This window comes from Escherichia sp. E14S1 (genome assembly GCF_004211995.1).
Lineage (GTDB): Bacteria > Pseudomonadota > Gammaproteobacteria > Enterobacterales > Enterobacteriaceae > Escherichia.
In genome coordinates, this window is sequence record NZ_RHJQ01000023.1 from 78626 (window position 1) to 91941 (window position 13316).

The window sequence follows — 13316 nt, forward strand, 5'->3', positions numbered from 1 at the left end:
ATCATTGTAATGATAGTGGGTGCTAACTCACTCAAATAATAATTTTAATGAATGTTTGTCATGTCATTCATTCCTTAGTTAAAGCATTTCATTCCGTTCTGATGGCATTTCATGCCGTTTTTCCCCTGGCATAAAATGCACTTCGTTATGGTTGTCGGCAGAGAATCTTCCAATTTACTACTGCAGGACACTGCCATGACACCTTCAAACTATCAGCGTACCCGCTGGCTAACCCTTATCGGTACCATTATCACCCAGTTTGCGCTGGGGTCAGTTTATACCTGGAGCCTGTTTAATGGCGCGCTCTCTGCCAAACTGGATGCGCCGGTCAGTCAGGTTGCTTTCTCCTTCGGCCTGTTGAGTCTGGGACTGGCAATTTCTTCTTCTGTTGCTGGCAAGTTACAGGAACGTTTTGGTGTCAAGCGCGTCACAATGGCTTCCGGTATTCTGCTGGGGGTAGGTTTCTTTCTTACCGCGCATTCCAACAGCCTGATGATGCTGTGGTTGAGCGCTGGTGTGCTGGTTGGTCTGGCAGATGGCGCAGGTTATCTGCTGACGCTCTCTAACTGTGTGAAGTGGTTCCCGGAGCGTAAAGGGCTGATCTCCGCGTTTGCTATTGGTTCCTATGGTTTGGGTAGCCTGGGATTCAAATTTATCGACTCGCATCTGCTGGAGACGGTGGGTCTGGAAAAAACCTTTGTGATTTGGGGCGCGATTGCGCTGGTGATGATTGTCTTTGGCGCGACGTTAATGAAAGACGCGCCGAAACAGGAAGTCAAAACCCATAATGGTGTGGTGGAAAATGATTTCACTCTGGCCGAGTCAATGCGTAAACCGCAATACTGGATGCTGGCGGTGATGTTCCTCACTGCCTGCATGAGCGGTCTGTATGTGATTGGTGTAGCGAAAGATATCGCGCAGGTTCTGGCACATCTCGATGCAATTTCCGCAGCCAATGCAGTGACGGTTATTTCTATTGCTAACCTTTCTGGTCGTCTGGTGCTGGGCATTCTGTCTGACAAAATCGCCCGTATCCGAGTCATCACTATTGGACAGGTGATTTCGCTGGTGGGTATGGCAGCACTGCTGTTTGCACCATTGAATGCAGTGACATTCTTTGCGGCGATTGCCTGTGTGGCGTTTAACTTCGGTGGCACGATTACTGTGTTCCCGTCACTGGTCAGTGAGTTTTTCGGTCTTAATAACCTGGCTAAAAACTACGGTGTGATTTACCTCGGTTTCGGTATCGGCAGCATTTGCGGCTCGCTTATCGCCTCACTGTTTGGCGGCTTCTATGTGACTTTCTACGTCATTTTTGCCCTGCTGATTTTGTCTCTGGCGCTTTCTACTACCATTCGCCAGCCAGAGCAGGAAGTATTGCGTGAAGCACATATTTAGAAATATGTGGCTACTGAAATAAATCCCACAGGGAGACGTCAGCGTCTCCCTTTTTTATAATCGAATATTAAATGAGCAATAATATTCATATAAAGAATGTGTTTTGTTATTTAATATAAATCATCAATATAAATATATTCCTAAAAACACAGTGGCTATTTGATGTGTTATTTGTAATTCATTGAAGTTGAAGTAAATTTAACTTTGTTACCAAAATACACCTTCAGTAAAATAATTTTATTTTTTAGCACCATTTGTATAATCTGCCCCCCCGTTGTTATGAACAACATCAAGCATATTTATCTATATAAATGGAGTTATAAATGAAAAAGGTTCTGTTTGCCTTATCTGCGCTTGCGCTGACCTCTACTTCCGTATTCGCAGCTGATGCGGGCGACGGTACTGTTAAATTCACTGGTGAGATTGTTGACGCCGCTTGTGTTGTGTCTCCAGACACTCAAAAACAAGAAGTTGTTCTGGGCCAGGTGAACAAGTCTGTGTTTACTGCTACTGGTGATAAATCCACAGCAACTCCGTTCAAAATCAAACTGGAAAACTGCGATATCTCCACGTTCAAAAATGTGGATATCAGTTTTAACGGTGTTGGTGATGCAGACAACAGCAAACTGATTTCTGTGAGCACTGAACCAGGTGCGGCATCTGGCGTAGGTATTGGTATTTATGATAACACCAATACGCTGGTTGAACTGAATACTGGGAAATCCAAAACTACTCTGAAACAAGGCCAGACCGTTCTGTATTTCACCGCTAACTATGTCTCTACTAAAGATGCAGTAACCATCGGTTACGGTAACGCCGAAGTCGACTTCAACCTGACTTACAACTAATCGAGCCTGACGGAACGATCATCTCTCAATGGCAACAGATTATCTGTTGCCATTATTCGCACCAATGACTCAGGGACCGAATCATGAAACGTATTAGCCTTGCCGTGCTGGCACTTTTAATGACCGCACAACAGTGTTTTGCTGGTGGCATAGCCTTAAGCACGACGCGTGTTATTTATGATGGCGGCAAGAAAGAAGCGTCGCTGACCGTTGAAAATCACAATAAAAATGAAGAGTTTTTGATCCAGTCATGGATTGATGATGTGAATGGCAATAAAAAAACACCGTTTATTATTACACCGCCATTATTCAAACTTGATCCCGATAAAAATAACGTCTTACGTATCGTCAATATTGAAGATACTTTACCTAAAGATCGTGAATCTGTTTACTGGATTAATGTAAAAGCGATTCCTGCGAAAAGCGCTGAAAATGAAAATAAAAACGTCTTACAGATAGCCGTTCGCACCCGTCTGAAGTTGTTCTACCGTCCGAAAGGCTTACCGGGAAGTAATCTTGAGGCAATGAAGCAGTTACGTTTTCAACGTCAAAATAACCAAATTGTGGTTAATAACGACTCCGCTTATAACCTGACCTTTAATCAGTTTTCCGTTAATGGACAAAAGATTGAACGGGCGGGAATGGTTCTCGCGAAAGGAAAGTTAAACATTAACCTTCCAGCCGGTACAGGCAATGCGAACGAAGTGAAATACAGCATTATTAATGATTTCGGTGTTGCTGGCGAAATGCTGACGAAGCCGATTAACTGATCCTTTTACAAGGCGCTTTTACTATGCATTGGATGCATTTACCTCTCTATCACTACAGAGCGCATTTTTCTTTCTCACTGCTGGCATTAACGATTGCCAGCTCGTTACCTGCGTATGGCGGAAAATTTAACCCTAAATTTCTCGAAAACGTTCAGGGTATCGATCAACACGTCGACTTGTCGGTATACGACTCACCTGTCGGCCAGCAAATACCCGGTAAATACCGGGTTTCGGTGTTTGTAAACGAAGAAAAAATGGCTTCCCGGACGCTGGATTTTAGTACCGCCAGCGAAGCGAAACGCAAAGCCAGCGGTGAGTCGCTTATGCCTTGCCTTAGCCGGGTGCAACTGGAAGAAATGGGCGTGCGTGTTGACAGCTTTCCGGCGCTGAAGATGTCACCACCGGAAGCCTGTGTGGCGTTTGATGAAATCATTCCCCAGGCCACCAGCCGCTTTGATTTTAATACTCAGACGCTGCATCTTTCCTTCCCGCAGGCGGCAATGATGATGACCGCTCGTGGCACGGTTGATCCTTCTCGCTGGGACGAAGGAATACCCGCGCTGTTGCTGGATTACAGCTTTAGTGGCAGCAATGGGCGCAATGAAGGAACAGGTTCATCTTCAGACTCTACCAGTGACAGTTATTACCTGAACCTGCGCAGCGGTTTGAACGTCGGTCCGTGGCGTTTACGTAATAACAGTATCTGGAACCGTACCGATGGCAAAAACCAATGGGATAACGTTGGTACATCGTTAAACCGGGCGATTATTCCACTCAAGTCACAGATAACACTGGGTGATACCGCCACGCCTGGCGAGATTTTTGACAGCGTACAAATGCGCGGGGCGTTACTGGCATCTGACGATGAGATGTTGCCGGACAGCCAGCGTGGCTTTGCTCCGGTGGTGCGCGGCATCGCCAAAAGCAACGCTGAAGTCAGTATCGAACAGAACGGCTATGTCATTTATCGCACTTTTGTTCAGCCGGGCGCATTTGAGATTAACGATCTCTACGCAACCTCCGGCAGCGGCGACCTGACGGTGATCATTAAAGAAGCCGACGGAAGTGAACAACGTTTCATCCAGCCGTTTTCGGCGGTGGCGATTTTTCAGCGTGAAGGGTATCTGAAATATAGCCTGGCTGCCGGTGAGTATCGTGCGGGTAATTACGACAGCGATAAATCGCGATTCGGGCAGTTTACCGCCATGTACGGCTTGCCGTGGGGAATGACCGCCTATGGTGGTGCATTGTTATCGGCTGACTACAACGCCTTAGCGCTGGGGCTGGGGAAAAACTTCGGCACCATTGGCGCGGTATCGGTGGATGTCACCCAGGCGAAAAGTCAGTTACGCAACAATGAAAAAGAGGAAGGCCAGTCTTATCGTTTCCTCTATTCGAAAAGTTTTGACGGCGGCACTGACTTGCGCCTGCTGGGCTACAAGTATTCAACTAGCGGCTATTACACCTTCCAGGAAGCGACCGATGTTCGCAGTGACGCCGACAGTGATTACCGTCGTTATCACAAGCGTAGCCAGATACAGGGCAACATTACTCAGCAACTGGGAGACTACGGCTCTGTTTATTTCAATATGACGCAGCAGGATTACTGGAACGTTGACGGTAAGGAGAACTCCTTAAGCGCTGGTTATCACGGTCATATTGGTCGGGTGAATTACAGTGTGGCCTATACCTGGACGAGAAGCCCGGAATGGGAAGAAGACGATCGCCTGTGGTCATTCAGTGTTTCGATCCCTCTGGGGGGCGCGTGGAGCAGTTATCGCATGACCACCGACCAGAATGGCAGGACGTCGCAACAGGCCTCTGTCAGCGGCACGTTACTGGAAGATCGTAACCTGAACTATAACGTTCAGCAGGGTTACACCAGTAATGGCGTTGGCTACAGTGGCAGCGTCAATATGGGGTATATGGGTGGCTCTGGCAACATCGACATGGGCTATAACTATTCCAAAGATAACCAACAGGTTAACTATGGCGTGCGCGGCGGTGTCATCGTTCACAGTGAAGGTATAACGCTTTCGCAGCCCTTAGGGGAAAGTCTGGCGATTGTTTCTGCTCCGGGCGCGCGTGGTGGACATGTGGTTAATAGCAGCGGCGTAGAAGTTGACTGGATGGGTAACGCGGTGGTGCCGTATCTCACGCCATATCGTGAAACCATTGTGGAACTGCGTAGCGACACGCTGGGGCAAAACGTTGAACTACAGGAAGCGTTCCAGAAAGTCGTGCCAACGCGTGGCGCAGTTGTGCGTTCCCGCTTTGAAACGCGCGTTGGTTACCGCGTATTGATGAGTTTAAAACAGGCGAATGGCAACGCTGTACCGTTCGGTGCTACCGCAGCATTAAGTGATGACAGCAAACCAGCCAGCAGCATTGTGGGTGAAGAGGGGCAGCTCTATATCAGCGGGATGCCGGAAGAGGGCGAGTTACAGGTGAGCTGGGGGAATGAGCAGGCGCAACGTTGCCGTGTGCCGTTCCGTTTGCCAGAGAAAAAGGACAATTCGGCTATCGTGATGGTTAATGCGGTATGTGAGAAATAAGGATATGCAGATGAGCTTTGTGAAATTAGTGTTTGGTGCTGTATTAATAACCTTAAGTTTATTTTCTACAAGTACTTATGCAGCGGATTGGGGACCCTGTCAGACTGATTCAGGAATACCTCACGACTATTGGTTTGATATAACGCAAACCATTATGGTCCCGACTGAAAATAAATCAGGTAAAATCGTCAGTATTCCATTTGATCTAGGGTATACTTATTCCGCTTATTGTCAGTGCCCTGATCCTATACCTCAAACGGGAGTAGTAACTAGATTTAAAGGAGAATCTACTCTTTTGGATTCAACTCCCCAGTCAAATTATTACAAGTTGAATAATAATATATCAGTATTAACGAAGATTTATATTTTTAGACGTGGGGATTATATTGTTCCATTTACGGACATTGATAATGTTACTCTTGGTCTGGAGTGTACGCGGGGATTGTCAACGGGTTGGACGACAGGGAGTAAAGGTAATGTATTAATAAAAATAACCAAGCCTTTTACTGGTGAACTGGATATTCCAAAAACTCAAATTGCTGCACTTTATGGTTCAAAAAAAGCTTCATCTTACGGCAGTATTCCAATGGCAACAGTAAGTATTTTGGGGAAAATCACTGTCACTCAAGGCTGTGAACTTGCCGCTGGCACCGTGCTGGATATTCCATTCGGAGAATATCAGGCCCATGACTTTAAAGGGCGTGCCGGGCAACCGCCACAAAATGTTCGGAAGGTACAAAAAGAACTGAGTTTTGACTGCAATAATATTTCAGATGGCGTTAAAATTTATCTCAGTATTGATGCAACACCGAATAATGCTTACCCCAGCGCAATTGATTTAGGTAACGCCGATGTTGGTGCAGTCATTGAGGACGGTAAAGGTAATATCCTCAAGCCGAATGACAGTAATAGCTTATTAGAAATGAATCCCGGTTCGCTGTACGAAGATGTCAAACGCAAAGCGACAACCACAATTACCGCTTATCCCGTTAGCACGACCGGAAAATTACCCGCTGCCGGTGATTATAGCGGCATTGCTACCATGCATGTCGAACTGGAGTAACAGCCATGAAGCGAACAATACTTGCGTTATGTCTGCTGCCTCTTTCCTTTTCGTCACTGGCGGCAACCACGGATTTAGGGCCGAAAGGAACGTTGAAATTCACCCTTAAAATTAGCCAGGGTGCTTGTGAACTGGTAAAAGACAATATTGAGGTAGACCTGGGAAGGGCTGTCCTTAAACAGCCGGTAAGAATCGGAACAGAACTTAATCCCACAACTTTTTCCATCGGTCTGAAAAACTGTAGCGAAGTGGTCAGAGCCTACGTCACTATGGACGGTACGCCCAATGCGGACGACCCGAATCTTTTTGCGCTGGATGCGGGTGGCGCTACGGGCGTTGGGCTGAAAATCAAAACCGCCGCGGGAGTACAACAGTTCCCGGAAAATACGCCACCGACACCGGTTGAGTTTGCAATTAACGGTGATGGCGCACATCAACTGAACTATATCGCCAGCTATGTGCCAATTCGCGCTGATGCAACCATTGGTCGCGCGGATGCAACGGTCGATTTTACCGTTCAGTACGAATAATTTCGCATCTTCGGGGCCAGGAAACTGGCCCTTTTTACTGCTTTTTGTAACGCTAAAGTCTTTTTTCATACTTGTATTTTTGTAAATTTGTGCTTCAAGTACACTCTTTCCCCACACTTTTTCCCTTTGCTGTGGTCTACTTATCAGCGTGTGCAGATTTTCCTTATCTGACGACCTTCGCACTTTTCCCTTGCCTGGCTTGAAAGGCCATAATGCAGGGTGTTATCACCTGTTTTTCCAGGGTTTGTTTGCATGAGATATATCAAAACGATAACGCAGCAAAAGCTAAGCTTTTTGCTCGCTGTCTATATCGGTCTGTTTATGAATTGCGCAGTCTATTTCCGTCGGTTTGACGGTTACGCGCATAACTTCACTTTTCTTAATGGCGTCTCGGCGGTTATCGAACTTGCAGGGACGGTTCTGGCAACCTTCTTCTTTTTGCGCTTAATTTCACTCTTTGGCAGAACGGCCTGGAAAGTGCTGGCTTCATTGCTGGTGCTGATTTCTGCCGGGGCCAGCTACTACATGACATTTATGAATGTCATGATTGGCTACGGGATTGTTGCTTCGGTGATGACCACCGACATTGACCTGTCGAAAGAAGTGGTTGGCTGGACGCTTATCGCATGGGTTGTACTGGTGAGTATTATCCCGTTGCTATTTATCTGGATGAACCGTTCACAAGACACTTTCTGGCGCCAACTTTGTACCCCGAAAACTCGCTGGCGTAGTACGCTTACCGTGCTTTTGGCGGGCTTGTTGGTATGGGGCCCAATTCGTCTGATGGATGTAGTGCAAAAGCGTGCAGACCGTTTGGCCGGAGTGGATATGCCAAGCTACGGCGGCGTGCTGGCGAACTCTTATCTGCCTTCGAACTGGCTTTCTGCGCTGGGGCTGTATGCCTGGGCGCAAGTGGATGAATCGTCAGACAATCGGTCGCTGATGAATCCGGCAAAAAAATTCACCTATACCCCGACGCAAAATCTCGACGACACCTATGTGGTTTTCATTATTGGCGAAACTACGCGTTGGGATCATATGGGGATGCTGGGCTACGAGCGCGATACCACGCCGAAGCTGGCCAAAGATAAAAACCTGGTGATGTACCGTGGTTATTCTTGTGATACCGCGACTAAATTATCACTACGCTGTATGTTTGTGCGTGAAGGTGGAACGGAAGATAACCCTCAACGTACGCTCAAAGAGCAGAACGTATTTGCGGTTCTCAAACAGCTGGGCTTTAGCTCTGATTTGTACGCCATGCAGAGTGAGATGTGGTTCTACAGCAACACCATGGCTGACAACATTGCCTATCGCGAGCAAATTGCAGCAGAGCCGCGTAACCGTGGGAAAGCGGTGGACGATATGTTGCTGGTCAATGAAATCGAGCGTTCGCTGGAGAAAAAACCAGAAGGTAAGCATCTGATTGTCCTGCATACCAAAGGTTCGCACTACAACTATACTCAACGTTATCCCCGTGAGTTTGCCCAGTGGAAGCCAGAGTGCTATGCCATTGACCGTAAATGCCCACGAGCGCCGATGATTAACTCATACGATAACTCCATCACCTACGTTGATCATTTTATCGACACGGTTATCGACAAATTCCGCGATAAGAAAGCCATTATTTTCTATGCAGCGGACCACGGTGAGTCAATTAACGAACGTGAGCACTTGCATGGCACACCACGTGAATATGCGCCACCGGAGCAGTTCCGCGTACCGATGATGGTCTGGATGTCGGATAAATATCTGGAGAATCCGGCCAACGCGCAGGCATTCGCGCAGCTGAAAAAAGAGGCGGATATAAAAGTGCCACGCCGTCATGTAGAACTGTACGACACCATTTTAGGTTGCCTTGGTTATACTTCACCGGACGGTGGTATCAACGAAAACAACAACTGGTGTCGAATCCCTCAGGCGAAGAAAGCAGAAGCTAACTAAATGCACTGCTGAGTTTCTCGCCGATCAAAAGGCATTTTGCTATTAAGGGATTGACGAAGGCGTATCTGAGCAGTAAGATGCGCCCCGCATTCGGTGATTGGCGCAGCCTGGTAGCGCACTTCGTTCGGGACGAAGGGGTCGGAGGTTCGAATCCTCTATCACCGACCAAATTCGAAAAGCCTGCTCACTGAGCAGGCTTTTTTGCATTTGTAGCCTCATGAGGATGAGAACCTCCGGGGGCAGGGAGGTTCGACTCGAGCGAAGCGAGAGAACGTTGCGCCAGCAACGGCCCGCAGGGCGAGCCACGAAGTGGCGAGTAATCCTCTATCACCGACCAAATTCGAAAAACCTGCTCAGTGAGCAGGCTTTTTTGCATTTGTAGCCTCATGAGGATGAGAACCTCCGGGGGCAGGGAGGTTCGACTCGAGCGAAGCGAGAGAACGTTGCGCCAGCAACGGCCCGCAGGGCGAGCCACGAAGTGGCGAGTAATCCTCTATCACCGACCAAATTCGAAAAACCTGCTCAGTGAGCAGGCTTTTTTGCATTTGTAGCCCATGAGGATGAGAACCTCCGGGGGCAGGGAGGTTCGACTCGAGCGAAGCGAGAGAACGTTGCGCCAGCAACGGCCCGCAGGGCGAGCCACGAAGTGGCGAGTAATCCTCTATCACCGACCAAATTCGAAAAGCCTGCTCAGTGAGCAGGCTTTTTTGCATTTGTAGCCTCATGAGGATGAGAACCTCCGGGGGGCAGGGAGGTTCGACGCGACGTAGGCCTGATAAGACGCGCCAGCGTCGCATCAGGCAAATGTGCCGCACTCATTGTCGGATGCAGCGTACCCGTCTTATCCGACCTAAACGGCAGCACACCACACATTTCCCTGCCAAATTTGCGCCCCATATCTCACTATCCATTAACGGATTTGTGACAGAAACCATTGTCTTTTTTTATATTTGCTTAAATCTTTTTTTGCGTTACTTATGGCTGGCGCTGGCATTTTCCGCTGTGCGGTTTAGCGTTCATGGTATTAATCGCTCAGATATCCACCTTTTCCTCAGATTTTTTTCATTAAATGCATAAAACTTAATCACCAATTGTTGCTAAATATTAAGCTGATTGTTCTGGTTATGTTGGCGTAGCACAAATTTCTCTGCTGCAAATAGTTGTTTGAAGTTTTTTTAATCTTTGTTTGTGGATTCTCACCGTTGGTGTAAATCCCGGTGGGCTGTATTGACGTTTTCACATTCTGTTGACAGATTGTAGGTCACGAGGGGCATTTTATGGAGGATCCGCACTGTAACACTGATGTTAATTAGTACGGCATCCCCACCTCATAACGTTGACCCGACCGGGCAAAAAACAAAAAAGGTCAGGCAGCGACAACCCATTGCAAAGGGTTAAAACAACAAACATCACAATTGGAGCAGAATAATGCGTATTTCCTTGAAAAAGTCAGGGATGCTGAAGCTTGGTCTCAGCCTGGTGGCTATGACCGTCGCAGCAAGTGTTCAGGCTAAAACTCTGGTTTATTGCTCAGAAGGATCTCCGGAAGGGTTTAACCCGCAGCTGTTTACTTCCGGCACCACCTATGACGCCTCTTCCGTACCGCTTTATAACCGTCTGGTTGAATTTAAAATCGGCACCACTGAAGTGATTCCGGGCCTCGCTGAAAAGTGGGAAGTCAGCGATGACGGTAAAACCTATACCTTCCATCTGCGTAAAGGTGTGAAGTGGCACGACAACAAAGAATTCAAACCGACGCGCGAACTGAACGCCGATGACGTGGTGTTCTCGTTCGATCGTCAGAAAAACGCGCAAAACCCGTACCATAAAGTTTCTGGCGGTAGCTACGAATACTTCGAAGGCATGGGCTTGCCGGAGCTGATCAGCGAAGTGAAAAAGGTGGACGACAACACCGTTCAGTTTGTGCTGACTCGCCCTGAAGCACCGTTCCTGGCTGACCTGGCAATGGACTTCGCTTCTATTCTGTCAAAAGAATATGCTGACGCGATGATGAAAGCCGGTACGCCGGAAAAACTGGACCTCAACCCAATCGGCACCGGTCCGTTCCAGTTACAGCAGTATCAAAAAGATTCCCGTATTCGCTACAAAGCGTTTGATGGCTACTGGGGCACCAAACCGCAGATCGATACGCTGGTCTTCTCTATTACCCCTGACGCTTCCGTGCGTTACGCGAAATTGCAGAAAAATGAATGCCAGGTAATGCCGTACCCGAACCCGGCAGACATCGCTCGCATGAAGCAGGATAAATCCATCAACCTGATGGAAATGCCGGGGCTGAACGTCGGTTATCTCTCGTATAACGTGCAGAAAAAACCACTGGATGACGTGAAAGTTCGCCAGGCTCTGACCTACGCGGTGAACAAAGACGCGATCATCAAAGCGGTTTATCAGGGCGCGGGCGTGGCAGCGAAAAACCTGATCCCGCCAACCATGTGGGGCTATAACGACGACGTTCAGGACTACACCTACGATCCTGAAAAAGCGAAAGCCTTGCTGAAAGAAGCGGGTCTGGAAAAAGGTTTCTCCATCGACTTGTGGGCAATGCCGGTACAACGTCCGTATAACCCGAACGCTCGCCGCATGGCAGAGATGATTCAGGCAGACTGGGCGAAAGTGGGCGTGCAGGCCAAAATCGTCACCTACGAATGGGGTGAGTACCTCAAGCGTGCGAAAGATGGCGAGCACCAGACGGTAATGATGGGCTGGACTGGCGATAACGGGGATCCGGATAACTTCTTCGCCACCCTGTTCAGCTGCGCCGCCTCTGAACAAGGCTCCAACTACTCAAAATGGTGCTACAAACCGTTTGAAGATCTGATTCAACCGGCGCGTGCTACCGACGACCACAACAAACGCGTTGAACTGTACAAGCAAGCGCAGGTGGTGATGCACGATCAGGCTCCGGCACTGATCATCGCTCACTCCACCGTGTTTGAACCGGTACGCAAAGAAGTTAAAGGCTATGTGGTTGATCCATTAGGCAAACATCACTTCGAAAACGTCTCTATCGAATAATTAAAAGCCATACCCGGTGGTGCTGTGCCTCTGCGCGCAGCGCCATCCGGCAGCAATACTTCATTCCCTGTCCGGCACGGGCGGGAATTGATTTGTGAGCAATACAGACACGCAGTTCCAGGCTGCGGGTCACTACAGAGAATCCGGGTTATGTTGCAGTTTATTCTCCGACGTTTGGGACTCGTCATCCCCACGTTTATCGGTATTACCCTTCTCACATTTGCCTTTGTCCACATGATCCCGGGCGATCCGGTGATGATCATGGCGGGCGAACGTGGGATCTCCCCAGAGCGTCACGCGCAATTGCTGGCAGAACTCGGCTTGGATAAACCGATGTGGCAGCAGTATCTCCATTACATTTGGGGCGTAATGCACGGCGATTTAGGCATTTCGATGAAAAGCCGCATCCCGGTTTGGGAAGAGTTCGTGCCGCGCTTCCAGGCCACGCTGGAACTTGGTGTCTGTGCGATGATTTTTGCTACGGCAGTCGGTATTCCGGTTGGTGTGCTGGCTGCGGTTAAACGCGGTTCCATTTTCGATCACACTGCGGTTGGCCTGGCGCTGACCGGCTACTCGATGCCGATCTTCTGGTGGGGCATGATGCTGATCATGCTGGTTTCGGTGCACTGGAACCTGACGCCTGTCTCCGGTCGCGTGAGCGACATGGTGTTCCTCGATGATTCCAATCCGTTAACCGGTTTTATGCTGATCGACACCGCTATTTGGGGTGAAGACGGTAACTTTATCGATGCCGTCGCCCATATGATCTTACCGGCGATGGTGCTGGGCACAATTCCGCTGGCGGTTATCGTTCGTATGACGCGCTCCTCAATGCTGGAAGTGCTGGGCGAGGATTACATCCGCACCGCGCGCGCTAAAGGGCTAACCCGGATGCGGGTGATTATCGTCCATGCGCTGCGTAACGCGATGCTGCCGGTGGTGACCGTTATCGGCCTGCAGGTGGGAACATTGCTGGCGGGGGCGATTCTGACCGAAACCATCTTCTCGTGGCCCGGTCTTGGGCGCTGGTTGATTGACGCACTGCAACGCCGCGACTATCCGGTAGTGCAGGGCGGCGTATTGCTGGTGGCGACGATGATTATCCTCGTCAACCTGCTGGTCGATCTGCTGTACGGCGTGGTGAACCCGCGTATTCGTCATAAGAAGTAAGG

Annotated in this window: 9 protein-coding genes, 1 tRNA gene and 3 other RNA genes; all 13 read left to right on the forward strand. The window is 48.8% G+C overall.

Translation table 11 applies throughout. The features are described from left to right. Window positions 1-195 precede the first annotated feature (195 nt). The 13 genes from D9734_RS20345 (at window position 196) to dppB (ending at window position 13314) form a co-directional block, all read left to right on the forward strand. Entirely contained in the window at window positions 196-1398 is a 1203-nt protein-coding gene (locus D9734_RS20345; RefSeq protein WP_130210070.1) for an MFS transporter, read from the forward strand. A 323-nt stretch (window positions 1399-1721) separates the two neighbouring features. Continuing rightward, window positions 1722-2246, forward strand: a complete 525-nt coding sequence (gene lpfA, locus D9734_RS20350; protein ID WP_130210072.1) for a long polar fimbrial major subunit LpfA — start codon at window positions 1722-1724, stop codon at window positions 2244-2246. Between the two features lie 83 nt (window positions 2247-2329). Beyond that, window positions 2330-3016 (forward strand): long polar fimbrial biogenesis chaperone LpfB, encoded by a 687-nt coding sequence (gene lpfB / locus D9734_RS20355; protein WP_130210074.1) that lies wholly within the window; start codon window positions 2330-2332, stop codon window positions 3014-3016. A 23-nt stretch (window positions 3017-3039) separates the two neighbouring features. Further along, entirely contained in the window at window positions 3040-5571 is a 2532-nt protein-coding gene (gene lpfC, locus D9734_RS20360; protein ID WP_130210076.1) for an outer membrane usher protein LpfC, read from the forward strand. A gap of 10 nt (window positions 5572-5581) precedes the next feature. Then, on the forward strand, window positions 5582-6634 hold the full coding sequence (gene lpfD, locus D9734_RS20365; protein ID WP_240731110.1) for a long polar fimbrial protein LpfD: 1053 nt from the start codon (window positions 5582-5584) through the stop codon (window positions 6632-6634). Between the two features lie 5 nt (window positions 6635-6639). Beyond that, a complete protein-coding gene (gene lpfE / locus D9734_RS20370; RefSeq protein WP_130210080.1) occupies window positions 6640-7164 on the forward strand; it encodes a long polar fimbrial protein LpfE in 525 nt (174 codons plus the stop codon). A gap of 252 nt (window positions 7165-7416) precedes the next feature. Next, a complete protein-coding gene (eptB, locus tag D9734_RS20375) occupies window positions 7417-9108 on the forward strand; it encodes a kdo(2)-lipid A phosphoethanolamine 7''-transferase (RefSeq protein ID WP_130210082.1) in 1692 nt (563 codons plus the stop codon). A 91-nt stretch (window positions 9109-9199) separates the two neighbouring features. Continuing rightward, window positions 9200-9276 (forward strand) — tRNA-Pro (locus tag D9734_RS20380). Window positions 9277-9311: 35 nt separating this feature from the next. Further along, window positions 9312-9445, forward strand: a non-coding RNA gene (locus D9734_RS20385) — RtT sRNA. A 35-nt stretch (window positions 9446-9480) separates the two neighbouring features. Beyond that, window positions 9481-9614, forward strand: a non-coding RNA gene (locus D9734_RS20390) — RtT sRNA. A 34-nt stretch (window positions 9615-9648) separates the two neighbouring features. Then, window positions 9649-9782, forward strand: a non-coding RNA gene (locus D9734_RS20395) — RtT sRNA. A gap of 754 nt (window positions 9783-10536) precedes the next feature. Then, window positions 10537-12144, forward strand: a complete 1608-nt coding sequence (gene dppA, locus D9734_RS20400; protein ID WP_016262652.1) for a dipeptide ABC transporter substrate-binding protein DppA — start codon at window positions 10537-10539, stop codon at window positions 12142-12144. 150 nt (window positions 12145-12294) lie between these two features. Then, window positions 12295-13314, forward strand: a complete 1020-nt coding sequence (dppB, locus tag D9734_RS20410; protein WP_000938857.1) for a dipeptide ABC transporter permease DppB — start codon at window positions 12295-12297, stop codon at window positions 13312-13314. Window positions 13315-13316 lie beyond the last annotated feature (2 nt).

What these genes read in the sequence shown, in the direction of transcription:
- D9734_RS20345 (WP_130210070.1), top strand. Translation starts at nt 196, where the DNA reads ATGACACCTTCAAACTATCAGCGTACCCGCTGGCTAACCCTTATCGGT.
- lpfA (WP_130210072.1), top strand. Translation starts at nt 1,722, where the DNA reads ATGAAAAAGGTTCTGTTTGCCTTATCTGCGCTTGCGCTGACCTCTACT.
- lpfB (WP_130210074.1), top strand. Translation starts at nt 2,330, where the DNA reads ATGAAACGTATTAGCCTTGCCGTGCTGGCACTTTTAATGACCGCACAA.
- lpfC (WP_130210076.1), top strand. Translation starts at nt 3,040, where the DNA reads ATGCATTGGATGCATTTACCTCTCTATCACTACAGAGCGCATTTTTCT.
- lpfD (WP_240731110.1), top strand. Translation starts at nt 5,582, where the DNA reads ATGAGCTTTGTGAAATTAGTGTTTGGTGCTGTATTAATAACCTTAAGT.
- lpfE (WP_130210080.1), top strand. Translation starts at nt 6,640, where the DNA reads ATGAAGCGAACAATACTTGCGTTATGTCTGCTGCCTCTTTCCTTTTCG.
- eptB (WP_130210082.1), top strand. Translation starts at nt 7,417, where the DNA reads ATGAGATATATCAAAACGATAACGCAGCAAAAGCTAAGCTTTTTGCTC.
- dppA (WP_016262652.1), top strand. Translation starts at nt 10,537, where the DNA reads ATGCGTATTTCCTTGAAAAAGTCAGGGATGCTGAAGCTTGGTCTCAGC.
- dppB (WP_000938857.1), top strand. Translation starts at nt 12,295, where the DNA reads ATGTTGCAGTTTATTCTCCGACGTTTGGGACTCGTCATCCCCACGTTT.